Annotated in this window: 22 protein-coding genes; 13 read left to right on the forward strand and 9 right to left on the reverse strand. The window is 60.2% G+C overall.

All coding sequences use genetic code 11. From position 1 onward, the window contains the following. The first annotated feature begins 460 nt into the window (after window positions 1-460). The 3 genes from HHJ18_RS17280 (at window position 461) to HHJ18_RS17290 (ending at window position 7,624) form a co-directional block, all read left to right on the forward strand. Window positions 461-4,336, forward strand: coding sequence for a PAS domain S-box protein (locus HHJ18_RS17280; protein ID WP_296917124.1), 3,876 nt, complete (start codon window positions 461-463; stop codon window positions 4,334-4,336). Window positions 4,337-4,516: 180 nt separating this feature from the next. After that, window positions 4,517-5,287, forward strand: a complete 771-nt coding sequence (locus HHJ18_RS17285) for a class II aldolase/adducin family protein (protein ID WP_296917126.1) — start codon at window positions 4,517-4,519, stop codon at window positions 5,285-5,287. Between the two features lie 687 nt (window positions 5,288-5,974). Beyond that, entirely contained in the window at window positions 5,975-7,624 is a 1,650-nt protein-coding gene (locus tag HHJ18_RS17290) for a hypothetical protein (RefSeq protein WP_296917128.1), read from the forward strand. A gap of 616 nt (window positions 7,625-8,240) precedes the next feature. Here the strand turns inward: HHJ18_RS17290 and HHJ18_RS17300 are convergent. Continuing rightward, on the reverse strand, window positions 8,241-8,429 hold the full coding sequence (locus tag HHJ18_RS17300; protein ID WP_296917130.1) for a DUF1328 domain-containing protein: 189 nt from the start codon (window positions 8,427-8,429) through the stop codon (window positions 8,241-8,243). Window positions 8,430-8,870: 441 nt separating this feature from the next. Between HHJ18_RS17300 and gstA the strand changes: the two genes are divergently transcribed. Both gstA and HHJ18_RS17310 read left to right on the forward strand, forming a co-directional pair. Continuing rightward, a complete protein-coding gene (gene gstA / locus HHJ18_RS17305) occupies window positions 8,871-9,479 on the forward strand; it encodes a glutathione transferase GstA (protein ID WP_296917132.1) in 609 nt (202 codons plus the stop codon). A gap of 121 nt (window positions 9,480-9,600) precedes the next feature. Beyond that, entirely contained in the window at window positions 9,601-10,707 is a 1,107-nt protein-coding gene (locus tag HHJ18_RS17310; protein ID WP_296917134.1) for an alkene reductase, read from the forward strand. Window positions 10,708-10,860: 153 nt separating this feature from the next. Here the strand turns inward: HHJ18_RS17310 and HHJ18_RS17315 are convergent, their stop codons facing one another. The 7 genes from HHJ18_RS17315 to HHJ18_RS17345 all read right to left on the reverse strand — a co-directional run bounded on the left by HHJ18_RS17315 (window position 10,861) and on the right by HHJ18_RS17345 (window position 15,978). Next, the gene (locus HHJ18_RS17315) at window positions 10,861-10,989 is read right to left on the reverse strand and encodes a hypothetical protein (protein WP_296917136.1); all 129 of its coding nucleotides are present in this window, start codon (window positions 10,987-10,989) and stop codon (window positions 10,861-10,863) included. A gap of 921 nt (window positions 10,990-11,910) precedes the next feature. Next, window positions 11,911-12,249: a prolyl oligopeptidase family serine peptidase gene (locus HHJ18_RS17320; RefSeq protein ID WP_296917137.1), complete on the reverse strand. Its 339-nt coding sequence runs from the start codon at window positions 12,247-12,249 to the stop codon at window positions 11,911-11,913. 144 nt (window positions 12,250-12,393) lie between these two features. After that, the gene (locus HHJ18_RS17325) at window positions 12,394-12,738 is read right to left on the reverse strand and encodes a DUF3140 domain-containing protein (RefSeq protein WP_296917138.1); all 345 of its coding nucleotides are present in this window, start codon (window positions 12,736-12,738) and stop codon (window positions 12,394-12,396) included. Beyond that, window positions 12,735-12,956 (reverse strand): DUF2945 domain-containing protein, encoded by a 222-nt coding sequence (locus HHJ18_RS17330; RefSeq protein WP_296917140.1) that lies wholly within the window; start codon window positions 12,954-12,956, stop codon window positions 12,735-12,737. The genes HHJ18_RS17325 and HHJ18_RS17330 overlap by 4 nt, the downstream gene beginning before the upstream one ends. A 478-nt stretch (window positions 12,957-13,434) precedes the next feature. After that, entirely contained in the window at window positions 13,435-14,856 is a 1,422-nt protein-coding gene (locus HHJ18_RS17335; RefSeq protein WP_296917142.1) for an FAD-linked oxidase C-terminal domain-containing protein, read from the reverse strand. 143 nt (window positions 14,857-14,999) lie between these two features. After that, the gene (locus HHJ18_RS17340; protein ID WP_296917144.1) at window positions 15,000-15,404 is read right to left on the reverse strand and encodes an EF-hand domain-containing protein; all 405 of its coding nucleotides are present in this window, start codon (window positions 15,402-15,404) and stop codon (window positions 15,000-15,002) included. Window positions 15,405-15,576: 172 nt separating this feature from the next. Beyond that, entirely contained in the window at window positions 15,577-15,978 is a 402-nt protein-coding gene (locus tag HHJ18_RS17345; RefSeq protein ID WP_296917146.1) for an EF-hand domain-containing protein, read from the reverse strand. A gap of 206 nt (window positions 15,979-16,184) precedes the next feature. On the opposite strand from HHJ18_RS17345, the gene HHJ18_RS17350 reads away from it, so the two are divergent. Both HHJ18_RS17350 and HHJ18_RS17355 read left to right on the forward strand, forming a co-directional pair. Further along, window positions 16,185-16,751: a cob(I)yrinic acid a,c-diamide adenosyltransferase gene (locus HHJ18_RS17350; RefSeq protein WP_296917148.1), complete on the forward strand. Its 567-nt coding sequence runs from the start codon at window positions 16,185-16,187 to the stop codon at window positions 16,749-16,751. A gap of 105 nt (window positions 16,752-16,856) precedes the next feature. After that, window positions 16,857-17,618 (forward strand): glucose 1-dehydrogenase, encoded by a 762-nt coding sequence (locus HHJ18_RS17355; RefSeq protein ID WP_296917149.1) that lies wholly within the window; start codon window positions 16,857-16,859, stop codon window positions 17,616-17,618. A gap of 8 nt (window positions 17,619-17,626) precedes the next feature. On the opposite strand, the gene HHJ18_RS17360 is transcribed toward HHJ18_RS17355, so the two are convergent. Beyond that, complete coding sequence (locus HHJ18_RS17360) at window positions 17,627-18,343, reverse strand: GntR family transcriptional regulator (protein ID WP_296917151.1); 717 nt, start codon at window positions 18,341-18,343, stop codon at window positions 17,627-17,629. A 374-nt stretch (window positions 18,344-18,717) separates the two neighbouring features. Between HHJ18_RS17360 and HHJ18_RS17365 the strand changes: the two genes are divergently transcribed. The 6 genes from HHJ18_RS17365 (at window position 18,718) to HHJ18_RS17390 (ending at window position 26,346) form a co-directional block, all read left to right on the forward strand. After that, the gene (locus tag HHJ18_RS17365; protein ID WP_366558854.1) at window positions 18,718-20,049 is read left to right on the forward strand and encodes an ABC transporter substrate-binding protein; all 1,332 of its coding nucleotides are present in this window, start codon (window positions 18,718-18,720) and stop codon (window positions 20,047-20,049) included. A gap of 151 nt (window positions 20,050-20,200) precedes the next feature. Continuing rightward, window positions 20,201-21,076, forward strand: coding sequence for a branched-chain amino acid ABC transporter permease (locus HHJ18_RS17370; protein WP_296917153.1), 876 nt, complete (start codon window positions 20,201-20,203; stop codon window positions 21,074-21,076). An 11-nt stretch (window positions 21,077-21,087) separates the two neighbouring features. Beyond that, a complete protein-coding gene (locus HHJ18_RS17375; protein ID WP_296917154.1) occupies window positions 21,088-23,610 on the forward strand; it encodes a branched-chain amino acid ABC transporter ATP-binding protein/permease in 2,523 nt (840 codons plus the stop codon). A gap of 33 nt (window positions 23,611-23,643) precedes the next feature. Continuing rightward, window positions 23,644-24,420: an SDR family oxidoreductase gene (locus HHJ18_RS17380; RefSeq protein WP_296917156.1), complete on the forward strand. Its 777-nt coding sequence runs from the start codon at window positions 23,644-23,646 to the stop codon at window positions 24,418-24,420. 16 nt (window positions 24,421-24,436) lie between these two features. Next, on the forward strand, window positions 24,437-25,369 hold the full coding sequence (locus tag HHJ18_RS17385; RefSeq protein ID WP_296917158.1) for a 3-hydroxyacyl-CoA dehydrogenase: 933 nt from the start codon (window positions 24,437-24,439) through the stop codon (window positions 25,367-25,369). 44 nt (window positions 25,370-25,413) lie between these two features. Then, entirely contained in the window at window positions 25,414-26,346 is a 933-nt protein-coding gene (locus tag HHJ18_RS17390; protein WP_296917160.1) for a 3-keto-5-aminohexanoate cleavage protein, read from the forward strand. Window positions 26,347-26,387 lie beyond the last annotated feature (41 nt).

The raw sequence follows: 26,387 nt of genomic DNA on the forward strand, positions 1-26,387 counted from the left end.
GAATTCAGCCCTTTGAACGCAGCTAGGGCAAACCCTTAAATCTCCTGGTATCCCCTGAAATTCTCAGAATGCGACAGATGGAGAACGTGCAAGCCTTCCGGAATTTCACCTGGTACGTCAAGAAAATCAGCCTGTAGCCCGCTTTTCACCTGCGCAAGCAGCTATTATTTTTATAGCAAGCCAGTCTCGGGAAGAAATGCCGGCACGCCTGCGCTGCCTGCTGCATACGCACTGTCTTCAGCTGACTATCCCCTGGCATGCCAGGTAGAAACCCACTGGGCGCGTATTACGCCCGACCCGACGCAGCCAAACGGCCGGTTCCCGATATATTACCGACGGTTGCAAAGGCTTCGTTACAACTGGTCTCAAAACTGTATGCTTACTAATTAATTTCGAAAAAAAGTCGGCTCACAAAGGAGCATCCAGCAATAGTGAACCAACCATCAATTTGGGAGGCGGCATGACTCACCCCCGCCCGCAAACGGATAAAGCATCGAGCGATGCCGAACTACGGTCGCGCACGGACGAGGTGAATTGTTTCAACCGCACGGCTGCCGGCCGCGAGTTGCGCATGATTGAGCTGGAAAACGAGGTCAACGAACTCTGTCAGCGGCATGGCGAGGCCGAGCGGTATCCGTTTGCGTCAAGGGCGTATCAGGCGGTGGAGTCCCTGGGTGCGCTTGATCAGCGCCGCGCCGCGCTCAAGCGGATGGACGAGCCGGTTCATTCCCCCAAGGCGGCGCAAAGGCTTAACTCAGAATTGCGCGAAAGCACGGACCGCTATGGCACGATTTTAGAATCCATGGACGATGGCTTTTGCATCGTCGAAAAAGTTCTGGGCGAAGCGGACGAGCTGCTGGATTTTCGCTACGTCGAAGCCAATCCGGCATTCGTGGCGCAATCCGGTGCGAACGATGCGGCCGGCGTGGTTGGAAAAACCATCCGGCAACTGTTTCCCGGCATTTCCGAGGACTGGTTTGCCACTTATGACACCGTTCTCAGAACGGGCGAGTCCCTCCGGTTTGAACGCGAACTTATTCCCGGGGAACGGGTGCTGGAACTCTTCGTCTTTCAGGTAGCAGTTAAAACCCATCGTGGCCTTGCAATCATCTTCAAAGACATCACCAAGCGCAAGCACGCGGAGGAAGCCTTGCGCGACAGCGAAGCGTTCAACCGCAGCATTATCAAAAGCAGCCCCGACTGCATCAAGGTTTTGGACCTGGAGGGAAATTTGCTGTCCATGCTAAGTGGGCAGGAACTGCTTGGCATTGAAGACATCCAGCCGTTTTTGAACACATCCTGGATTGACTTCTGGAAAGATGGGGACAGGGCGGCTGCGCGGGCGGCGATCCATGCGGCGCTGGCGGGCGGCAAAGGAAACTTCGTCGGGTTCTTCCGCACGCCTCTCGGGCAACCCAAGTGGTGGGACATGGTGATTTCGCCGATTCTTGATCTGAATGGTAAGCCTGCGCGGCTGCTCGCCGTTTCGCGCGATGTGACCCAGCGCAGACAGGCGGAAATGAATCTCGCGTTTCTGGCCTCGGTCAGCCAGGATCTCGTGCGTTGGGCGAACGTGGACGAAATGATGCAGACGGTCGGCGCAAAAATGGCCGGGCATCTCCAACTCTCGCTCTGTGCGTTCGCCGAAATTAACGAAACGGCAAAGCAGGTGGTTATCAACCATGACTGGCATAGCGAACATGTGCCTGGTCTGGTCGGCGTTCATCGTCTTGCGGATTTTGTGGAAGATGAATTTATACGGGTGGCGCGTGCGGGGGAAGTTATCGTTGTACGCAACACCGCCGCGGATCCGCGCACCGAACCTGGAAAATTCGCGGCGCTAAAGATTGCATCGTTCCTCTGCGTGCCGCTCATCCAGGACGGGCAATGGCGCTTTGCGCTGTGCCTTTATAAATCCGTGGCCTATGACTGGCGGGAAGACGAGATTGCGCTAACGCGCGAACTGACCGCGCGCATCTGGACGCGATTGGAACGCCTGCGGGCCGAAGCCGCGTTGCGCGAGAGCGAGCAACGCTATCGCACGCTGTTTGAATCCATCGACGAAGGTTTTTGCATCATCGAGAAAGTTGAAGACGACGCCGATGCACTTACGGGTGAAGCCCGGGCGCCACTGGATTTTCGCTATATCGAAGCCAACGCGGCGTTCGAGGTGCAATCCGGCGTGTTTGACGTGGTCGGCAAAACCATCCGGCAAGTGGTACCAGGCATCACGGATGACTGGCTCCTTACTTATGACGCTGTGCTGCGCACCGGCAAATCGACCCGATTCGAACGAGAGCTCTTGGACAAGGGGCGCGTGCGCGAGCTCGAAGTCTGCACTTTCCGCGTCCAGGCTAAAACACGAGCTTGTGTTGCGGTTATCTTCAAAGACGTCACCGCGCGCAAGCAGGCCGAGCAAGCCTTGCTTCAACGCACCGCCCAGTTCAAGACCCTCATCGACGAAGCGCCCCTGGGCATTTACATGATTGATGCCGACTTTCGGATTCGGCAGGCCAACCCCACTGCACTGCCGGCGTTTGGAAATATTCCTGACCTGATTGGCCGTGACTTTGCCGAAGTGCTGCACATTTTGTGGCCAAAGGCTTGGGCTGATGCAAACGTCAAAAAATTTCGCCACACGCTGGAAACCGGCGAACCCAGCTTTGTGCCTGAAATGATTGAAGAGCGGGCTGACCGCCAGACGACAGAATATTACGAGTGGCAGATCAACCGTATTGCGCTGCCTGAGGGCGGTTTTGGGGTGGTGTGCTATTTCCGCGACATCTCCAGGCGCGTGCTGGCGCAGCAGCAAATTCGAGAATCCGAAGAACGCTATCGCAGTTTGTTCAATTCGATGGACGAAGGCTTTTGCATCATCGAAATGATTTTTGACGAGCACGACAAACCGATCGATTACCGGTTTCTGGAAGTCAATCCTCCTTTCGAGAAGCTGACCGGTTTGCAAGACGCGCGGGGAAAACGTATCCGCGAATTCACCCATGATCAAGAAGAATATTGGTTTGAAATTTACGGCAAAGTCGCGCTGACGGGCGAAGCGATTCGGTTTGTCAACGAAGCGAAATCGTTGAACCGCTGGTTCGATGTCTATGCCTTCCAGATCGGCGATCCGGCAAGCCGAAAAGTCGCTATCCTTTTTAACAATATCACCGAACGGAAAAAGTCCGAGCGGCAATTACAGGAGCACGCCGAAACGCTGGCTGACCTCGACCGCCGCAAGGACGAGTTTCTGGCCATGCTCAGCCATGAACTGCGCAACCCGCTGGCTCCCATCTCCAACGCCGTGCACCTGCTTCGCCTGCACAAGAACGAAGATCCGGTCCAGCAGCAGGCCCGCGCCATCATCGAGCGACAGGTCGGGCAACTCAATCATCTGGTCGATGACCTGCTGGAAGTCTCGCGCATCACCACCGGCCGGGTTCAGCTTCGCCGGCAGCAGGTTGCGCTGGGCGGCATCGTGGAGCGGGCGGTTGAAACGGCGCAGCCGCTGATCGCGCAACGCCGCCATGAACTGACGGTGTCGCTGCCGCCGCAACCGATCTGGCTGCATGCAGATGCCTCCCGGCTGGAGCAGGTGGTGGTGAACCTGCTGACGAACGCCGCCAAGTACACCGACGAAGGTGGCGGCATCGGGCTGAGCGTCCAGCAGGACGGCGATAACGCCGTGCTCCGGGTTCGGGATAGCGGCATTGGCATTGCCCCTGAGCTCTTGCCCTGTATCTTTGAGCTGTTCACGCAGGCAGAGCGCTCACTGGACCGCTCGCAAGGCGGCCTGGGTATCGGCCTGTGCCTGGTGCAACGGCTGGTGGAACTGCACGGCGGAACGGTAGCGGTTCACAGCGTGCTGGGCCACGGCAGCGAGTTTACGGTGCGACTGCCGCTAGCGCTGGCTTGCCTGCCGCCGTCGCCTTCACCATTGATTGATGCGGTCCGGCCAAACAGCAACCACTACCGGGTGCTGGTGGTCGATGACAACGTGGATACGACTCAAAGCCTGGGGGATTTATTGAGCCTGTCAGGCCATGAGATCCAACTGGCGCACGATGGCCCGGCCGCAGTGGCCGCGGCCATCGCCTGGCGCCCGGATGTGGTGCTGCTGGATATCGGCCTGCCGGGCTTTAGCGGATTCGAGGTGGCGAAGCGGATTCGTCAGGAAACCACGCTCAGGAACATCGTGCTGGTCGCCCTGACCGGGTACGGCAAACAGGTAGATCGGCAGCGTTCGCAGGATACAGGGTTTGACCACCATCTGGTCAAGCCGGCAGACTTCGAAGAGGTGGAGAAAATCCTGGCGAGCCTCCCGCAGAAGGCGACGTGAGTTATAGGGGCCAGATCCTCATAAGTCGCTGCCACAGTTACTGGAGGACTTCATGCGATGGCGTGATATCAGCCCCGAGACAAAAAACTGTGTGACCGGCTGTTGCCTGCGGGACTGAACCCCCATCAATCCGGCGCTAAGCTCGCGTTTTCTTTTGCCGAACACCACAAGGAGACAAGCATGCACATTCCCTCCCTCAAGGACGTAGTCAGCGACCAGGAATGGCAGCTGCGCTGCGACCTGGCCGCCTGTTACCGGCTGGTGGCCCTGTACGGCTGGAGTGACCTGGTTTTCACCCACATCAGCGCCAAGCTGCCCGAGTCGGTCACCGGCGCTGGCGCGCACCATTTCCTGATCAACCCCTACGGGCTGATGTTTGACGAGATCACCGCCTCCAGCCTGGTCAAGGTCGACGAGCAATGCAACAAGGTCATCGATTCACCCTTCCCGGTCAATCCGGCCGGTTTTGTCATTCACAGCGCTGTACACGAGGCGCGGCTTGATGCCGGCTGCGTGCTACACACCCACACGCGCGCCGGGGTCGCCGTCAGCGCGCAGGCCGGTGGCGTGCTGGCTATCAGCCAGCAATCGAGCTTTGTACTTGGCTCGCTCGCCTACCATGGCTACGAGGGCGTGGCCTTTCGCGACGATGAAAAGCCGCGTCTGCAGGCCGACCTGGGCAGCGCCAACTTCCTGGTGCTGCGCAACCATGGTCTGCTGGTGGTCGGCAAGACGATTGCCGACGCCTTCCTGAGCATGTACACCTTCGAGAACACCTGCCGCATCCAGATCGACGCGCAGGCCGGCGGCGCGCTGACGCAGGTCAACCCGCGCATCATCCAGGGCGTGGCCGAAGCCATGCGCGTGCAGACCGGCGGCATGGGCGGCGCCTTTGTCTGGCCTTCGTTGATTCGCAAGCTTGACCGCCTCGACGAGAGCTACAAGACCTGAGCAGCGGCTCTCGGTCGCACTGCAGTTTGCTATTAGTTTTATAGCTGCTTGCGCCCGACCATATTGGGTTACAAGCATTTTTTGATGCATTTTTGCAGGTGAAGCAGGCGCCGACGTCACCTGATAGGCAGGGTATGCGGTATGGATGGCGAAGGCCCCCGCGCAAGATTGCACGTCAGCGTGATCGGCCAGCCGCCGCATTGCCGCCAGCGTCTTGCCACACCGAATGGCGCCAAAGCCCTGATGCCAGCGGCCTTGGCGATGGAATCTTCTTGCCAACGCACGTCAGATCGCCTCGCGCGATAACGCGTCACAGCGCGCCACAGCGGCCTCCAATGCTACTAATTAGATAGCTACTCGCGCCCGTGGCTATTGGGCTGAAGCCGAGTTGAGGGCGGGTAGTTCAAGAGTGGTGTAAGAAGTATCTGCCAGGAAGCGCAGAAGTTTCTGCCAGGAAATTCAGCCGATATCTCGTATCGCCCAAGCGCTCTTCCTACTGAAATGGAGCGGTAAATAAGACGGGTCTTCCAGGTTCGATTATTTACCGAGGTAATGCCGCAACGCGTCTGTGATGTCAGTTGGTTTAAGCGCAGACAGTTCTTTTTCAAAAAATTCATTCGGAGAGGGAAAATCATGAAATTTGATCCAGGCAGCCGGACAGCCGGCTCAACAAACGGGAGTGCAGCCATGCCCGCCAGCAGGCCGCTGGCGCTTGTGTGCAAAGGCGTGATGACGCTGGGCATTGCCCTGGCCACTTTGATGCTGGCGGCACCGGCGGCACAAGCGCAGTTGCGGCAGACACAGGCGATCTCGGCATCAACAGTGACCGGCCCGGCAGTGCTGGCAAGGGGCGGCTGCAGCGTCCCCCCCTGTCCGGTCGGTATTGTCGCGGGGCCGCCCACACCTCCCGGCGGGCCTCGGCCGTTCGACTTCATCGGCGCCATCCAGGCATTTACCGTATCGGCTCCCGGCAATCTGTTTTCCGGCGGCAGCATCACGGTTAACGGCATCACGATTGTTATTCCCACCAACCTGGTGATGACGCTGCCAGCCAATTACCTGACGGTGGGGCAATTGTTCGCCCAATCCCCGATTGCGGGCCGCTCCGCGCTCGCGCTCAACGACCTCCCCGCACCAATTGCCGCATATGAGGCAAGCATCTCCGGCAATATCGTGAACGGCGTCTACATTGCCGGTCTGGTCGGCATTGCGCAGCAGTCGCTCAACACCGCCAGCGGCGTCATCAAGGCCATCAACTACACCACCGGCGCCCTCTGCGTGGGTGCCGCCCCTGGCGCCTGCCTGTCGACCGATGCACGCGTGGTCATCAACGATCCGAGCGGTCGTTACGGCCTTGCCAATGGCGTCGGGGGCAAAGCAGCGCCGGATGCACGCTTTGCGGTTGACGCAGACAATCCGACCATTCACGCCGCTTCGGGCTACCCGATGTGTGTGCCACGCGTGGCCCCGCCAGCGGTTGATCCGCGCTGCCCATCGACCAACCGCCCTGGTGCGGCTGGCGCCAAGCTGCCGACTTTCGTGATGTCGCCGGCGGCTTTGGTAACGACCGCTCCTTTTCCTGTCGTCACGATACCGGCCTGCGGCGCTGCCTGTAACGCCAACGAGCAAGCCCCGCTGGAGTTGGGCGACACGGTGATCTATTCCGGCATTCTGGCCAGAGATGCCGTGGGAACCTATGTGGCGGCTTACTCGATTGAAGCCAGCGTTGGCATCTTTACGCCACCCGGTGCCACGTTTTACATGTTTTTGGATGCGCCCCTTCTGGGCGTCGGGCCTGCCGTTTGCCCCGGCAATGCAGAGTGCCAGGCCAGACTTCGTACGTCCATTTTCGTGACTGACCCAAGTGCCGCGCGCGCCCCGATCATGTATTCCGTGGACGAAAGTCTGGCGGGCACCAGGACCAGCCGCGTACTGCCTTCCACCCTCGTTAACACCGCCCAGGTGGGTCGCTATGTATTTTCTACGGACAAAGATATCCAGGTTTTCGGCGGGATAGGGGGAGCCGGCGCGACACGTGAAATCATTGCTCGCGTCGCGGGTGTGGCCAATGGGACCGCGGTGAACTACGGCCCTGCCCCTGCAGCCGCCGTCGCCAACACAGCCAATGGACTGGTATCCGGCCAATATGTGTCACCGGTCGGCGAGTACATCTTCCCTGAGCCGAACATTGGCGGCGGCGTTTTGACGCCGTACAACTTCCGCTGCCTGGCCTTCCTGGCCAATGGATGGGGCGAAGGTGGTGGTTTGCCTGGCATCGGACGACTGACGCCGTTCCCTGAAGCTACAGCTCCGGCTGGGGTCAACTGCTCGAACTGACCCGAGCGCGGGCGTCTGGCATGACCTGCCTGACGCCCGTCCGAGCTGAACCATGTTGAGCGTTCAGGCGATTTTCTTGCCTAAGCCGGTAGCAGCGCTTCCTGCTGCTGCACCAGCAGGCCCTAGTGTGCAACAGGGTCACGTCACCGAAAAGGGTTGCAAACGCCACGTCCTTGGCATCGCGGCCGGTGCCGATGCGCACCAGGCGGTCGGTGGGTGAGCGGCGGCTGGCGTCATGGAGCAATGCGGACCGTGCGTTCGCACGACGAGCCCAGACAAGAATTTGTCGGATTTAGGTAGCAATGAAATCACAACTGGGTATGCCGACGCGGTTTGTTCTGGTCCGGCGGGGCAAACCAGTTTTGGCAGGTGATGAAAACAATGCGCTCGGCGCGCCGTAGCACGTCAGCGGAGGGCTCGGATTTACGCCGCGCGCGCAACCGGTGAATCAGCAAAAACTCGGCAATGCGTGCCTGAAGGCTTATCGCGCTTTTCGTTTTCGGCTGGGGCGCCGCAGTGGCCGACGTTGCCGCATCTCCGTCGTGCGACCAAGGGTGAAAAATCCGCTTCCGGAAGCGGTGCGCTACCGACTCGGGCTGGGCCGTAGGCTCTGGCGTCATCGATCAGACGACCTTTTGATCGCGCCCACACCCAAAGCCGCTAGTACTACAAAAATCACAGCCAAAATCAAAAAGAGGCCGAACAGTATCTTGGCAATGCCCGCAGTACCCGCCGCCACACCGCCAAAGCCCAAGGCGCCGGCAATCAATGAAATCACGGCAAAAATTATCGCGTATTTGAGCATTTGTTCTCCAATGCAGGACCAGCCGATGCGCGCAGAGCGCGCGGGGAAAAGGCCGCTTAGGCGATGCCTCGCGCTGACATAGTCCAGCGGGAGATGAGCTATTAATGTTAAAAGTCATGCTCGCATTGCTGCATCAGCAGTGCCCGCAAGCCCTTGTAGGACAATGCCTCGCGGATTGCCTTATGCTATGTTTGTAATAGCATTAAAAGCCCGTGGATATTGTGCTGGAGCGCTTATAGAATAACTCCCCCGGGTCGGCAGAGCGCTCCGCCCGGTGCCGTGGCAGGCGCGCTGACAGCAGCGCCGCTGCAAACCTGCGCCCGAGCGGCTAGCATGGATGCTGCTTTCCTCGCGGCTCACTTTGGGTTAGCTTTTGCGTCGCTTTTCTGTTGTGCCGCGTCGTTGTGCTGTCAGTTCATCCATCTTTCAAGGACTCTTACCATGAAGCTCTACTACTCCCCCGGTGCCTGCTCGCTGTCGCCGCACATCACGCTGCACGAGGCCGGTCTGAAATTTGAGCATATTGCGGCGCCTACCAGCAGCCACAAGCTGCCCGACGGCACCGACTACTACAGCATTAACCCGCTCGGCTACGTGCCCCTGCTGGAGCTTGACGACGGCACGCGGCTGACCGAAGGGCCGGCCATCGTCCAGTACATCGCCGACCAGGTGCCCGACAAAAAACTTGCGCCCGCCAACGGCACCCTCGCGCGCGCGCAACTCCAGTCCTGGCTCAACTTCATCAGCACCGAGTTGCACAAGGGATTCAGCCCGCTGTTCAACCCGGCCACGCCGGCCGACTACCGGCCCATGGTCATAGAAAAATTGCTGCAGCGCCTGAAATGGGTGGATGGCGAACTGGCCGGCAAGCAATACCTGATGGGCGACAGCTTCAGCGTGGCCGACCCCTACCTGTTCACCGTGACGAACTGGGCCGCTTTTGTGAAGGTTGACATTTCGGGTTTTGCCAACCTCGCCGCCTTCCGCGAGCGCATGGCGGCACGTCCGGCAGTGCGGACCGCCATGAAGGAAGAGGGCCTGCTCAAGTAAGCTGCGCTAGCGCAAAGGCTGCAAGGGGGTCGGGCGGTTAGGATGGAAGTTACCGCCCGCCAGCGCGCCGCCCTTTGGGATAGGCGCACATTGGGTACAGTTACCAACCCGGAATCCTTTCATGCCCTCTTTATTCGACCCCGTCCAGGCCGGCGACCTGCAACTCGCCAACCGCATCGTGATGGCGCCGCTGACACGCAACCGCGCACCCGACGCCATTCCAACTGCGCTGATGGCCGAGTACTACAGCCAGCGCGCCTCGGCCGGGTTGCTGATCACCGAAGCCACCGCCATCAGCCAGCAGGGTCAGGGCTATTCTGATGTGCCCGGTCTGTACGGCACCGAGCAACTCGACGGCTGGAAGCAGGTCACCGAGGCGGTGCACGAGGCCGACGGGAAAATCGTGGTGCAGCTCTGGCATGTGGGCCGCGTCTCGCACCACGACTTGCAGGAGCATGGCGCTGCCCCGGTGGCGCCTTCGGCCATCACCGCCAAAACCAAAACCGTCTTGATCAAGGACGGCGTGCCGACATTTGTGGACACCTCGGAGCCGCGCGCGCTGGACGCCGAAGAGTTGCCCGGCATCGTGCACACCTACCAGGCGGCCGCGCGCAACGCCATGGTCTCAGCCGGTTTTGACGGCGTCGAAATCCACGCCGCCAACGGCTACCTGCTTGACCAGTTCCTCAAAAGTAGCAGCAACCAGCGCACCGACGACTACGGCGGCAGCATCAAAAACCGCGCACGCCTGCTGCTCGAGGTGGTGCGCGCCGTCAGCGGCGCCATTGGCGGCGGACGCACCGGCATTCGCCTGTCGCCGGTCACGCCGGCCAACGACGTGCATGACCCCCACCCGCAGCCGCTGTTCGACTACGTGCTGCGCCAGCTCGCCACGCTGGACCTGGCCTACATCCACATCATTGAGGGCGCCACTGGCGGTGCACGCGACATGCCCGACCGGCCGTTTGACTACGCCGCGCTGCAGGCCAGCTACCGCGCGGCCGGCGGCAAAGGCGCGTGGATGGTGAACAACGGCTACGACGAGGCACTGGCCGAGAGCGCGATTGGTAGCGGTGCCGACCTGGTCGCGTTTGGCAAGGCCTTCATCGCCAATCCCGATCTGGTGCAGCGCCTGCGCCGCAACGCGCCGCTCAACGCGCCTGACAAAGCCACCTTTTACGGCGGCGGCGCCGAGGGTTATACCGACTACCCGACGCTATCTAATTAATAGCTGATGGCAACCGTGGCTATTGGGTTACCTGGCTTTTTATTGCCTTTTTAGGGCTGAAACCCTGCCAGCGCAAGCCGGCAGGGTTCGAAGCAACGCTCGCCAGTGGCGGCACGTTTGGCCGTGTGCCGACTTCCGGTGTAGCCCCAAGATTTAGCGGTGGATGTGGCGGCCCCGGTGTTGCGTCCACTGATTTTCAAAATGCAGCGCGTCATCATTATTTTTGGCACGCACCCCCATCAGAATTCCGCCGTTTTTAATGCCCTCTTCGTAATCTTTCACTCGCTCTTCAGGGATGTTCCAGCGCTACGAGAGCGCCTAACAATCCGCCGCCCGCTGCACCCGCGCCAGCGCCGGCTGCTGCCGCGGCCAGCGGTCCCGCAATCACCAGGCCCAAGCCTGGCACCACCAGGCTGGTCCCTAAAGCCGCAATGCCCGCGTTGATCGCGCCCGCCGTGCCGCCAATCGCGCCGCCTATGCCCGCGCCTTGAGCCGCTTTGTTGCCCTGTTCGGTTTCCTTGCCTGTGGGGTCGCCCGCAAGTGGCGGGTCCGGGTGTCATCTGACATCACCAGATTGACATCGTCTTTTGACTAGCCGCGCGCCTGGGCAGAATTGAAAGCAGCTTCTGCATCTTGGCGATCAGGAAAAAGCCCCGTGACCAGTTGGCCCGAGCCGGTGCTGCTGGTGCTTGCTGTGGCGTTGGTCGTCTCGTAGGGAGAGGTGCTTGTGTTCTTCAAATGCGCCTGTAAAAACAAAAAAGTTGAGGGAACGAATTGCTTTCAGAAAAGGCAGCGCTCTGCGAGTGGACCCCATGCCCAATTGCCAGAAATCTATTGCGAGTAGCGACAACCGAGAAGTTGTGATGATCAAAACCGACTGCCGAAACCAATTTAAAAAGCACGGCGAAAGGTCAATGACAGAAGCTGTCCCGTTGCCGCGTAGGAGGGTATTGCTATCGCTCGTTTTGTTGCACAGCGCTGCACCCAGATGCTGCCTAATAAATAGCGGCTTGCGCGTATTGATATTGGGCTGGCGGTGTTTTGTTAATTTCTGTCGCCAAGAGTTGGCGGCAGGTCGCGGTCTCAGCGCGTAAAAATTTTGCCTAGATTTATGATTGTTTTCGGGTCAAGGGCGCGCTTGATGGTGCGCAGGTGCCGGTTGAGGTCGCGCGGCAGCCCCGCCCTTTTTCCCCCATGCGGCGATCAATTCACCGGCTTCACATTCAGCCCCGACCAGTGCGCGGTAAAGGCCCACATATCCGCTGTCTCCTTGATGCTCTTGTCGGTGGGTTTGCCTAAGCCGTGGCCCGCGCGCATCTCGATGCGGACGAGGTGCGGCCTGGGGCCGATGCCCGCCGCCTGGAGCGTGGCGACATGTTTGAAGGGGTGACCTGGCACCACACGGTCGTCCGTGTCGACCGTCGTGGCAAGAATCGACGGGTATGGCTTGCCGGACCGGATATTGTGATACGCCGAATAGGCGGCGTCGCCGATACGGCGACAACAGACTCGGAGGAGACCGCGGGTCAGCAGCGCGCGCATAAAAAAGCTCAAAAACAACTCAAAATAAACTGGCAGATATAAATCTTAATTTCCTGGATTGAAAAACCGCACGCGGCCCAGGCCCCCTTCGAAGAAGTTTTTTGCGCTGTCATTTTTATTGCCTGAACATTAACAAACCACGTTTCAGGACTTGCTTTCCTGTGGATCGTGGCCCCAGTTCATCAGCGAATAGCGCCAGTGGGTGTTAGCAATATCACCAGCTGGCCGCTGTGCCAGATGGCGGTGAATGTAACCTACCACCTTGCGGGCATGAGCAATGTCGCCGCAGGTGAATTCGGCTTGTGACTTGCCCAGCAGCGCGACAATCTTTTTGCCCGAACGGTGGCCTACCGATTCGCTGCGGTCGGTGGTTTTAAAGCCCACTGCTTTGGACTCCTCTGTGGTTAACCATGCCGCCAAGGCTTTGGTCGACATATTCACTGCCTTTTTGAATTCCTCTACAGCCGCGTGAGTGTTTTCGGTACTCACTTGGCTTTTACCCGCTTCAAGGCTGCTGGCTTATGCGCTGCCACTTTGCCAGTGTCAGCGCTTTGTACCAGCAGTTGCGGGTTGTCCGATGAGGCGGCCACATGATGTGTTTTGATATCGATCGGTGCCGTCAGCTTTTTCTTGACGGAGCCTGTCACTTTGCCCTGCGTGCTGTTCCAGCTGACTTTGTCGCCGACTTTGAAGTCTTTTGTTGCCATGGGTTTCCTTTGAGTTGACTGTAGGACTCACTGAACTACACAAAATAGTACCTGCCCGCCGCAAAAACGGAGGCAGCTAAACAGCGGATATGGCTGTCAGATAATTCCTTCTGCGGTCGGAGGCAGTCAGTCAGTCGAGGTTGTCACAGGACGAATTGCAGGTCCGCTACCGTCACCAATTTCCGACTTCTATGAGACATATGCGCTATAAAAATGATGGCTGTTTACGCCTGTGCTTATTCGGCATTGAAATGCGCTTGCTCAATGTATCGCCTGACCAAGCCCGGCGGATAGCCATCAATCAAGATGAGGCGCGCGCCAGCTAAGCGGGTTGGAACCCGTAGCGCATGTACAAAGTGCTGAAAAACCAGGGCCTTTCTATGCTCTCGGCACATCGCCTGCAGTTCATCCAGAGTGACAACGGCCGGCAGGCATTGCCTAAGCACATTCATGTTTTGCACAACCACGGCGCGCAGGCTTATAGCGTAAAGATTTTTCCCGGGTTCATGATGTTCTTCGGGTCCAGCGCGCGCTTGATGGTGCGCATCATCTCGACCGCGCCGTCGCCGGTTTCGCTCACCAGAAAATCCATCTTGTGCAGACCCACGCCGTGCTCGCCGGTGCACGTGCCCTCCAGGCGGAGGGCACGGCTGACCAGCGTGTGGTTAAGTGCTTCGGCCACTGCGCGCTCTTCGGGGTTATCGGGGTCTATCAGGTAGCCAAAGTGGAAGTTGCCGTCGCCAACATGGCCGACCAGAAAGTAGGGAATGCCGCTGGCATCGGCCTCTGCCACGGATTCGAGCAGGCAGTCCGCCAGGCGTGAAATCGGCACGCAGGTGTCGGTGGAAATGGCGCGGCAGCCAGGCCGCGACTGGATGGCGGCGAAGTAGGCGTTGTGCCGCGCCGTCCAAAGCCGCGTGCGCTCCTCGGGCGTGCTGGCCCATTCAAAAGCGTTGCCGCCGTGGCCGCTGGCAATTTCCTGCACCAGCTCGGCCTGCTCCTTCACGCTTGAAGGCGAGCCGTGAAACTCCATCAGCAACAAAGGCTCTTCGCGCAAGCCGAGTTTCGAATGGGCGTTGACCATGCGAACGGTGTTGTGGTCAATCAGCTCGACCCGCGCAATCGGCACGCCCAGCTGTATCACTTCAATCGTCGTGCGCACCGCCGCTTCAATGCTGGGGAAAGAACAGATCGCCGCGGAAATCGCTTCGGGCAGCGGGTAGAGCTTGACGGTAACTTCGGTGATCACGCCCAGCGTGCCTTCGCTGCCGACCATCAGGCGCGTCAGGTCGTAGCCGGCCGATGACTTTTTGGCGCGCGTGCCGGTGCGGATGATGTCGCCACTGGCCGTCACGACTTGCAGCGCCAGCACGTTCTCGCGCATGGTGCCGTAGCGCACGGCGTTGGTGCCGCTGGCGCGTGTCGCGCTCATACCGCCCAGCGTGGCGTCAGCGCCCGGGTCTATCGGGAAAAACAGGCCGGTGCTTTTAACTTCTTCATTGAGCTGCTTGCGCGTCACGCCGGCTTGCACCGTCACGGTCAGGTCATCGGCGTTGATGGACAGCACCCGGTTCATGCGGCTCACGTCAATGCTGATGCCGCCCTGTACCGCCAGCAAATGGCCTTCAAGCGAGGTGCCGACGCCAAACGCAATCACCGGCACGTTGTAATGACTGGCCAGCTTCACCGCATCAGCCACGTCTTGCGTGCTTTCGGCAAATAGCACGGCCGCAGGCGGCGGCGCGGCAAACGAAGACTCGTCGCGACCGTGCTGCTCACGCACCACGAGGGCGGTCGAGCAGCGCTCGGCAAAACGGGCTTTGAGCGCGTCCAGCAGCGCCGCTGGCGTCTCGCGCTGATGGATGTCGGGAAGCAGATGGACAGGCAGCGGTGCGTTCATGAAAGTCTCCGGATAGGTTCCAGAGTTTACGGCCGGTGGCCAGTGTTTGCCCGCTAGCGTTTTATTTTCTGCCACCGCGCTTGAATGCAAACGTGGCAAGGTTATATCGCGCTGGCCGGGCCTGGTGCCAGGCGCGGCGCGACTCAGTTACTTGCAGCTTTGTTGAACTCTTCGCGCGAGATGAAGCTGTCGTGGTTGCTGTCGATCTGCTCGAAGCGCTGCGCCACCATCGGGAAGTGCTCGGTTTCCGCGCGACTCAGTTTGCCGTCCCGGTTGACATCGGCCCGGTTGAAGGCGGCATCGAGATCCATGCTCGTCACCTTGTTGGCCGGCGCGGCGCGGGCTGCGGCCATTGGCGCACCGCCAGTTGACGGTACGGCGCCCTGCGCATGCGTTGCCGAAGCCGCGCCCATCGCAAACGTGGCAAGCACAATCGCGCTGCACAACTCATAGCGGGGAACGGATTGCCTTGACGGTTCTTTTGTAATCGTGTTCGTGCGCATGCAGAAGACTTTCATATCAAATAAGAGAGCATTCAAACCCAGCATGTCTGAAAAATCTAATGCTTTTGCGGGGTGTTTCTTCGCTCACATGGGGCTGTACGACGACACATTTTCTTGCGGGTCGTAACTCTCTCCAGCGCGAATTAAAAGGCCCCACCGCACAATCACAGGGGATTGCGGAGGGAGCCTGGTTCAAAGCGACAGCTGCTTTAGTTATTTAGCCGCCGGCGGCCTTCGTGAATTCCTTAATGGAAACAAAGGTGTCTTTGTCCGCGTCGATTTGCTCGAAACGCTGCGTCAGTCCCGGGAAGGTAGCAGCTTCCTTGCGGTTCAGCTTGCCATCGCCATCGGCATCAGCGCTCTTGAAGGCTGTTTCAATTTCTTGGACTGTCGCCTTGGCAGCTGCGGCGGGAGCAGTTCCGGCGCCAGCACCCGTTCCGCCTGATTCGGCAGGCGCCATTTGCGAGGGGGCTGGACCAACTGATTTCGATGGCGCGCTTGGCGAGCCCTGCGCGTGCGCCGCGCTGCCTGCGCCTAGCGCCAATGCAGCCATCAACAGCACACTGCGTACTTCAAAGGCGGGAATAAAATGTTGTGTAGCAGATTTGTACAAATTCATCCAGATATCTTTCGTTAAGTTAAGGAAATTTCATTTCAACGCAGCAATCCGGAGATTGCCAGCACTCTTGCAGGGTGTTGCGTCACTCTCATGCTTGAGGCATGTCGAAACATTCACTTGCCGCACGTAACGACTCCCTGCAATGGCGGCACTGGTCTAATCAAACCTGCTAAACCGCGTCTCACTTACCTAATGACTGCACCATCATGGCCAACCGACTTTCTCAGATTGCAACACGCACCGGCGACAACGGCACCACCGGGCTGGGCGACAACACGCGCGTCTCCAAAGACAGCTTGCGCGTGCATGCCATGGGCGAAGTTGACGAGTTGAATTCGAACATCGGCGTGCTGCTGTGCGAAGAGCTGCCGGCCGATGTGCGCGAACTGCTGGTGGAAGTGCAGCATCAGCTGTTCAATCTGGGCGGCGAGCTGTCGATCCCGGGCTATGAACTGCTCAAGTCCGAGGCGGTGGCGCAGCTAGATGGGGCCCTGGAAAAATACAACGCCACGCTGCCCCGCCTGGCCGAATTTATTTTGCCGGCGGGCTCCCGTGCCGCGTCCATCGCCCATGTCTGCCGCACCGTGGCGCGCCGCGCCGAGCGAGCGGTGGTGGCGTTGGGCGCGACCGAGCCACTCAAGGAGGCGCCACGCCAATATCTCAATCGCCTGAGCGACTTGCTGTTTGTGCTGTCGCGCGTGCTCAACCGCATGAACGGTGGTGACGATGTCTACTGGAAGAGCGAGCGCATGGCCCGGGCCGACCTGACGTAACGCGGGCTGCTATTAAATTAGTAGCTGCTTGCGCAATTCCCATAAGGGCCTTGGGTGTATTTATCTCCAGAGAACAAATTAAAAGTCGACGCAAGGAGAATCCGCATGTTTGATCTTCAAGGCAAGGTCGCCCTCGTCACGGGTGGCAATGGCGGCATTGGTCTGGCCATGGCGCGGGGGCTGGCAGATGCGGGTGCCCGCGTCGCGGTCGTCGGGCGCAACCCGGTCAAGCTGCTGGCGGCGGTGGCCAGTCTGGGCCAGCAGGGCAAAGAAAGTCAAGCCAAAGCCTATGCCGTCGATGTCTGCGATGAAGCGGCCGTGTCCACCCTGATGGCGCAGCTGATAGAGGATTTCGGCCGCCTCGATATTTTGGTCAACAACGCCGGCATCAATATCCGCAAGCAGGTGCAAGACCTGTCATTGACCGAATGGAACGCGGTGATGGACACCAACCTGACCAGTGCTTTTTTGTGCAGCCGCACCGCCTTTCCTCACCTGAAAAAGCAGGGCGGTAAAGTCATCAACATCGGCTCTATGACTTCTATTTTTGGCGCCTCGTTTGCGCCGGCCTACAGCGCCAGCAAAGGCGGCATCGTGCAACTGACGCGGGCGCTGGCAACCGCCTGGGCCGCCGACAACATTCAGGTCAACGCCATTTTGCCGGGCTGGATAGACACCGAGCTCACGCAGAAAGCCCGCGCCGAGGTGAACGGCCTGAATGAGCGCATTCTTGCCCGCACCCCGGCGGGCCGCTGGGGCAAGCCGCAAGATCTGGCGGGCATCGCGGTATTCCTGTCCAGCGCTGCGTCCGACTTCATCACCGGCACGGCGATTCCGGTGGATGGCGGCTACTCGGTGCAGGCTTGAGGAATCGTTCAACCCTCCTTCAGCCCCGTTCCCAAAAGTATGACGTCAGCCGCGCTGTTGATGTCCATGGCCAGCGCTGCCTTGGCCGCAGCACCGTCACCGGCGCGCAGGGCATTCAGCAGCGCCCGGTGCGCATTAACCGAGGGCAGGTCGGACCGTCGCCGGGAGGCGCTGTTGCGCAGGTCCAGGTTGAGGACCGGTCCTATCCGCAGCCACAAACCTTCAATCAGGCTGCACAAGGCCGGCATTTGCGCGGCGGCGTAGGCGGTGAAGTGGAACTGCTTGTTGATCTGAATGATCTGGTTGACGTCAGGCTGGTCCAGTGAAATTTCCCGGCTGAAAGCCTTTTCCAGCCCGGCCATCTCGCTTAACTGCGCGCCATCAATCCGCGCTGCCGCCGTTTCCACCGCCAGGCCTTCAACCACCAGCCGGATGACGACCAGCTCCTGGAACCGGGACCGCGTCATGACTGGCACGCGCACCGATTTGTTGGGCAGGATTTCCAGCGCATCGTCAGCCGCCAGCTTGCTGATGGCTTCACGCACCGGCATGGCGCTGGTGCCCAGCGCCGCCGCCATGCCGGCCAGTGTCAGGCGCTCGCCCGGCTGCAGCTGGCCCGAGATGATCAGCTCCCGCAGATCCTGATAGACCCTGGTTGACAGGGTTTGATGGACGATGGGCTGGATCTTGTCCATGGAGCTGACAGGCATCGCTAGCTTCTCCAAATTGCTCTCTCCTTGTGGTTTCGCGTTAAACGTCGTCCCCGCTGGACCAGCAGTCAATGCAAGGCTTTTTCCAAGTTCGCGAATTCGGGTCGATTTCTAAGTGTTTTCCCTTGACGGCGAGCTTAATTTTGCGGCTTCGCTTGCATCCAAAAAGAAGATTACATATATTTGATCACATCTTGCTTGCGCAGCGAAGAGGTCCTTTGCAAATGAGTTTTCAAAGGCCTGCCTTGTTGGAGCGGATCGAGCCGGTTCCGGACCTTGTCCAGAATTGAACTCAATAGCCTGGGCGGCAGCCAAGCGATGCCCGGATTTGAATCAAATCGCCGCAGCACGGGAGTACCGGGCTGCGGAAAAAAATAGGAGACAAGGCAATGACGACAAGAATCAAGAATCAGGGCACCCATGCGGACACCGTGGCGAATGCCGACAGCCAGCCGGACTGCGCGGGCTCGTCGGTACTCACCAGTCGCCGCCAGATGGTCACGGGCTCGGCCGCCGTGGCGGGCATGGCCGCGCTGGGAAGCCTGGGCTTTCCCGCCATCATCCACGCGCAGTCTGACAAAGTAAAAATCGGCCATCTGACGCCGCGAACCGGTTTTCTTGGCGCGCTGGGCGAGTATTCGGTCATGGCCGTGACGCTGGCCGTGGAAGAGGCCAACAAGGCTGGAGGCGTCATGGGGCGGCAGATTGATTTGATCGCAGAGGACTCGGTTAACCCGTCCACCGCGTCGTCCAAAGCGCAGCGCATGTTCGAGCGCGACAACATCGCGGCACTGGTGGGTGAAATCTCTTCCGCGTCCGCTTTGGTCATGGCGCAAGTGGCCGGGCGCAACAAAAAGATTTTTGTGAACAGCGGCGCCAATTCCGACGAGCTGCGCGGCAAAAGCTGCAACAAGTACATGTTCCACGTCGAAGTGGCCAACACCACCAACGTCAAGGCCTGCGGCCAGGCCTTGCTGCGCGACGGCCTGATCAAGGGTAAAAAGCTTTACGCCCTGACGGCCGACTATGCTTTCGGCCACGACCTGCTGCGCGTCGCCAAGGTTTTTCTGACGGCCAATGCGGGCAATCTGATTGGCGACGAGCTGGTGGCCACTGACGTGACCGATTTCAGCCCCTATCTGCTGAAAATCCGCCAGGCCAAACCGGATGTCGTCGTGTGCAACCTGGCCGGCAACCAGACCACCAACTTCATCAAGCAATACGCCGAGTTTGGCCTGTCCTATCCAATTGCCGGCTTCAACATCAACTCAGCCGATGCCTGGGCAGCCGGGGCTGACAACTTCGCCGGCACCTGGCCGCTGACCTGGCACCACGACATCAACACGCCAACGTCCAAGGCCTTTGTCGCCGCCTTCACCAAGAAGTTTGGCAAGCCGCCAGAGAACCAGGCATGGGGTGATTACGTGGCCCTGAAGGCGGTGGTGCAGGCGATGAACGAGACCAAATCGCTGGACTCCGACAAGCTGATCGCCTACTTTGAAAAAGGGGCCGAGTTCGACATTTTGAAGCCGCGCAAAGGCTATTTCCGCGCCTGGGACCATCAGCTGATGCAGGAGATGTACACGATCACGCCCAAGCCCAAAGGCAAGTCGAAAGATCAGTGGGACTTCATCCAGCTGGGCGCCATTTTGCCTGCAGCGGGCCAGTCGCTTGAGCTGCTTGCACCGTCCAAGGAAGAGAACGCCTGCACGTTTGCCTGAGGACAGATCCGTAGATTCGTAGATTCGTCATTCCCGCGCGGGGGCATCCACGGCTCCGCTCCTCCGGTCGAGGGCGCACGCTGCGCGGGATGACGATTGCCAGGCTCGGTTAACAGCCCTTTATTCGCCTTCTGCACTTTCGGAGCGACGAATGCAATTCGTGTTTTTGCTGGAGCAAGTCATTAACGGCTTGCTGCTCGGTGGGTACTACCTGCTGATTGCCCTAGGCCTTTCGTTGATCTTCAGCCTGGGCGGCGTGGTCAATCTGGCGCACGGCGCCTTCTACGCGCTGGGTGCCTACTTCGCCGTAGAGATCACCAAGCACCTTGGCTTCGCCGGCGCGCTGGTCCTGGCGCCAGTGGCGGTGGGCCTGCTGGGCATGCTGTTCGAGCGCTTTCTGCTGCGCGGCTTTTACGCCGCCGATCCGATTCTCAGCCTGCTGCTCACTTTTGGACTGGGCATGGTCGGTGAGCAGCTGATCCGTATGCTCTGGGGCGCCTCTCCGTTGCAGTCGTCCATCCCTGCGGTGTTTAAAGGCCAGGTGATCGTCGGTGATTTCCTCTATTCAAAATACCGCCTGCTGATGCTGGCGGTCGTGTTTCTGGTGTTGACGGGCATCTGGTTGCTGCTCAACAAAACCTCGTTCGGCCGGGTCGTGCGGGCCGGCGTGCAGCGGCCCGATATGGTGGCCGTGCTGGGCATCCGTTTACAGCCTTATATGACCAGCATCGTCGTGCTCGGCGTCAGCCTTGCGGCCCTGGCGGGTGTGCTGTTCGCGCCGATCTCGGGCGTGCATCCGGCCATGGGCACCGAGATCATGACCGCCGCTTTCGTCGTCGTCGTTATCGGCGGACTCGGCAGTTTTTGGGGCGTGGTGCTGGCCGCCGTGCTGGTGGGCGTGGTGCGCGGCATCACGATTCACTTTTACGCGCCGGCCGGCGAGGCGTCGATGTACCTGCTGATGCTGGGGGTCTTGCTGTTTCGGCCGCGTGGCCTGCTGGGCGAGCGCATCGAGCGCTTTGAATAACACACGCTGCCATGATTAAAAAATACCAACTCCTGTTGATCGCTGCGCTGGCACTGATCGTTTTGCCTTTTCTTTTGCAGGCCCTCGGCCTGACGTTGACCTCGTCCACCGACGTGGTGATTTTTGCGATTGCCGCGATGGGGCTCAACCTGCTGGTCGGCTACACCGGCCTGACGTCTTTCGGCCACGGCGCCTGGTTTGGCATCGGCGCGTATGCGGCGGCGCTGTCGCAAAGGTACTGGTTTACCGGCCAGTTCGTCCTGCCTCTGCTGTTTTCATTGCTGTTCACGGCGCTGCTGGCCGGCGTGGTGGGATTTTTGATTTTGCGCAGACGCGGCGTCTATTTTTCGCTGCTTACCCTGGCGCTGTCGGCGCTCACCTTCGCAATTGCTTTTCGCTGGACGTCTTTTACTGGCGGCGAGTCGGGCCTGGGCGGCATCGTGCGGCCCGCCATCGGCCCGGTCAATCTCGAGCATCCGGCCGTGTACCTGGCGGTCGTCAGCCTGATCGGCTTTGCGGTGCTGTACGTGCTGCTGCGCGTCATCCGCTCGCCGTTTGGCCACGTCATCGTCGCCATTCGCGAGAACGAGCAACGCGCCACCTTTCAAGGCTACAACACGCACCAGTACAAGCTGGCAGTGTTTGTGCTGTCGGCCACCGTCACCGGGCTGGCCGGTGCGCTGCTGGTGTTTCACCACCGCATCGCTTCGGCCGAACCGACCTCTGTCGCGTTTTCCGGCGAGCTGCTGGCCATCGTGGTCATAGGCGGCATGCGCAGCTTTTTGGGGCCAGCGCTGGGCGCTCTGTTCTACATTTTGTCGCGCGAGCTGTTGTCGATTTACACCGAAAACTGGCTGTTCTGGTTTGGCCTGGCTTTCGTCGGCTTCATTTTGTTTTCGCCAACCGGCCTGGTCGGTATCTGGGCGCGTCTGCAGCGCCGCTGGCGCCCGGTTATCGAAGACGTTGCCGCCATGAGCAAGCGCCGCATTTATGAAGGCCTGCCATTGCCGGCCTTTTTGCGGCCCGCTCCGCGTGCCGGTCTGGTGCTGGAAGTCAATGCGCTGAACAAACACTTTGGCGGCATCCAGGCAGTCAAAGGTGCCGGGCTGACTTTGCAGGCCGGCGAGATTCACGCGCTGATCGGACCGAACGGCGCCGGTAAAACGACAACCTTCAATCTGATCTCCGGCATGTTTACGCCAGACGCCGGCACGGTGCGTCTGAACGGCGAAGAAATCCAGCATTTGCCGCCGTACCGCATCTGCCGGCAGGGGCTGGCGCGCTCGTTTCAGATCACCAATCTGTTTCGCGGCTTGCCGATCTATGAAAATCTGCGGCTGTCGCTGCAGGCGCAGCACCCGGGCAGCTTCAACGCCTGGCGCGATATCGACAGCTACCCGCAAGTCCATGCGGAGACCCGCGAGCTGATGAAATTCCTCGGCCTCGAAGGCATTGAAGACACGGAAGGCGGCGAGCTGTCGTATGGCGGGCAACGGCTGGTCGATCTCGGCATCGCGCTCGGCTCCAGGCCTCAGGTGCTGCTGATGGACGAGCCGCTGGCCGGCTTGGCGGCGGCCGAACGAGAGCGCGTGTCGCATCTGGTCAAGACCATCGCCAGCAATATTCCGGTGCTGATCGTCGAGCACGACATTGACCGCGTGCTCGGGTTTTCGCAGCGCGTGACGGTGATGAACGAAGGCAGCGTGTTGATGGCTGGCACACCGGAAGAGGCGCGAGCCGATCGGCGGGTGCAGGAGGTGTACACCGGCTCGGGAACGCCGCCGGTCACCGGACGCCTGGCGGGATTGGCCGGAAAGCGCCCGCAACTGCTGCGCTTTGAAGGGGTCAACGCGTTTTACGGCAAAAGCCACATCCTGAACGATGCGACGCTTGAAGTGCGCGAAGGCGAGATCGTGGCGCTGTTGGGCCGCAATGGTGCTGGCAAGTCCACACTGCTGAAAGCGCTGACCGGTTTGCTCAAACCCGCGTCGGGCAAGGTCGAGTTTGCCGGGCGCGACATCGCGGGGTTGCCGGCGCCTGACATTGCACGCCTGGGCATCGGCTATGTGCCGCAAGGGCGCGGTCTGTTTGCTGGCATGACGGTGGCCGACAACCTGGCGCTGGGTCGGCTGGCGCGTGCCACCGATGGCAGCAATGGCACCGTCTGGAGCGAGGAAAAAATCCTGCAGGTTTTTCCGCGCCTGAAAGACCGCATGCAAACCCCGGCCGACTATCTGTCGGGCGGCGAACAGCAAATGGTCGCCGTCGCGCGCGCACTGTCAGGCAACGTCAAACTGCTGCTGCTGGATGAACCTTTCGAGGGTCTGGCACCGGCGGTGGTGCAGGAGTTGTTCACGCTGTTCGACCAGCTGCGCAGCCAGGTGTCGATTTTGATCGTCGAGCACAACCTGGACCTGGTGCTGGCACTGGCCGACCGCGTCTTTGCGCTAGAGCGCGGAGCGGTGTTTCACGAAGGACCGGCCGGGCCGCTGTTAACCGATCTGGCCTATCGCAAGCAGATTTTGTGGCTTTGATAATTGTTGAAATCGTTGAGGAAGGATGACACCATGAATATCGGAATGAATGGCAAGCGCGTCGTTGTGACGGCAGGCGCACAAGGCATAGGTCTGGCAATCACCGGGGCCTTTGTGGCTGCGGGCGCACAGGTGCATATCTGTGACATCAACGACGACTTCCTGGCCGCCGCCAAAGCAAAATTCCCAGCCGTCAGCCAGAGCCGCACCGATGTGGCCGACGAAGCGCAGGTCGATGTTATGTTCGCTGAGCTGAGCACGCGCTGGGGCGGGCTCGACGTGCTGGTCAACAACGCTGGCATTGCCGGCCCCACCGCCAAAGTCGAAGACACCGATCTGGCGGAATGGAGCCAGACCATCGCCGTCAATCTGACCGGCCCGTTTCTGTGTACGCGGCGCGCCGTGCCCTTGCTGAAGGCGGCAGGTGGCGGCTCCATCGTCAACCTGTCGTCGATTGCAGGGCGGCTCGGCTTTCCACTGCGCACGCCGTATTCGGCCTCGAAGTACGGCGTCATTGGCCTGACCGAAACCTGGGCCATGGAGCTCGGGCCGTCGAACATTCGCGTCAATGCGATCCTGCCTGGCATCGTCGCTGGCGACCGGCAGGAGCGCGTCATTGCTGCCAAGGCGGCTTCGTATGGCATTGAGCATGAGGCGATGCGTCAGCGCCTGCTTGACAAGGTGTCGCTGCGCCAGATGGTGACGGCGCAGGACATCGCCAGCCAAATTATTTTTATCTGCTCGCCGGCAGGTGCGGCCATCAGCGGGCAAAGCCTGTCGGTGTGCGGCAATGTCGAGCACATCGGTTAGTAAAGATAAGACCATGATGAACGAACACATTGCCATCGTCGGTGCGGGTCTGATCGGTCGGGCCTGGGCTATCGTTTTCGCCCGCGCGGGTTGCACCGTGGCTATTTATGACGCCGCACCCGAGGCGCTGGCTGGGTGCGACAGGCTGCTGCACGAAAACATCAGCGACCTGGCGCTGCACGGCCTGATCCTTGAGGCGCCCGACCTGGTGCTGGGCCGCATCCGGCCGGTTGCGACGCTGGCGGCGGCATTGCAGGGCGCGGCGCTGGTGCAGGAAAACGTGCGTGAAACGATAGAGGCCAAGCGTGCCATTTTTGCCGAGATGGACGCCCTCACAGCGCCCGACACCATTTTGGCCAGCTCGACTTCGTGGCTCATGGCCTCGGAGTTTTCCGAAGGCCTGCGCGGCCGCCACCGCATGCTGGTCGGGCATCCGGTGAACCCGCCCTATCTGGTGCCGCTGGTCGAAATCGCGCCGGCACCGTGGACTTCGGCCGCCGCGGTCGAGCGCGCACGCGATATCTATACGCGCGCCGGCCAGTCGCCGGTGCTGCTTAAAAAGGAAATCACCGGTTTTCTGCTTAATCGAATTCAGGGCGCGGTGCTCAACGAAGCGCTGAACCTGTATGCCGACGGCTACGCCTCGGTGGAAGACCTTGACAAGGTGCTTAAAGACGGTCTGGGCCTGCGCTGGTCTTTCATGGGGCCGTTTGAAACCATTGACCTGAATGCGCCCGAAGGCGTGGTGGATTACGCGAAGCGCTACGGCCCCACTTACCGCGACGTTGCACGCACCCAGTTGCCCAATGCGTGGACCAGTGAGCTGCTGACAAAAATCGAGGCAGAGCGCCGCACCGTGCTGACTTCCGACCAGTTGGCCGAGCGTGCCCGCTGGCGCGACAACCGGCTGATGGCCCTGGTGGCGCATCAGCGCAAGCAAGCCCGCTGAACGCCACAACTACTTTCTTTATCAACCTCTCGCAGGATAACCTCATGAAAAAATCCAGAAAAGTCATCATTACCTGCGCCGTCACCGGCGCCATCCACACGCCCTCAATGTCGCCCTACCTGCCCATTAGCGGGCAAGAGATCGCCGACGCCGCCATAGGCGCGGCGCAGGCCGGCGCGGCCATCGTGCACCTGCATGCCCGCAAGATTGAAGATGGCGCACCCTCGCAAGACCCGGAACTGTTCAAGGCGTTTTTGCCGCAGATCAAGGCCGCGTCCGATGTGGTCATCAACATCACCACGGGCGGCGCCCCCACGATGCTGGTGGCCGAACGCCTGGTGCCGGTGCACACCTTCAAACCCGAGGTGGCCTCGCTGAACATGGGCTCGATGAACTTCGGGCTCTACGGCATGCTCGATCGCTTCAAGGAATTCAAGTACGACTGGGAACGCCCCTATCTGGCCAACAGCGATGACCGCGTTTTCAAGAACACCTTCAAGGACATTGCCCACATCCTGGAGAGCTGCGCCAACAACGGCACGCGCTTCGAGATCGAGTGCTATGACATCGGCCACCTCTACACCGCAGCGCACTTCATAGAACGCGGGCTGATCAAGCCGCCCTTCCTGATCCAGTCGGTGTTCGGCCTGCTAGGCGGCATTGGCCCACATCCGGAAGACGTGGCGCACATGAAACGCACGGCCGACCGGTTGTTTGGCGACGACTACGTGTGGTCGGTGCTGGGCGCCGGCCGCAACCAGATGCCGATTGCCACGCAGTCGCTGGCGTTGGGCGGCAACGTGCGCGTCGGGCTGGAGGATTCGCTGTGGGACGGCCCCGGCCAGCTGGCCAAGAGCAATGCCGACCAGGTCAGGCGCGCGCGCGCCATGATAGAGGCGCTATGCCTGGAAGTGGCCACGCCGGATGAAGCGCGCGAGATACTCGGGCTCAAAGGGCGCGCCAACGTCAGCTTCTGAGGCCGGGCTCCGGATCGGAATCAAATCAGCCTGTAGCCCAT

Source organism: Polaromonas sp. (genome assembly GCF_012927455.1).
GTDB lineage: Bacteria > Pseudomonadota > Gammaproteobacteria > Burkholderiales > Burkholderiaceae_C > Polaromonas.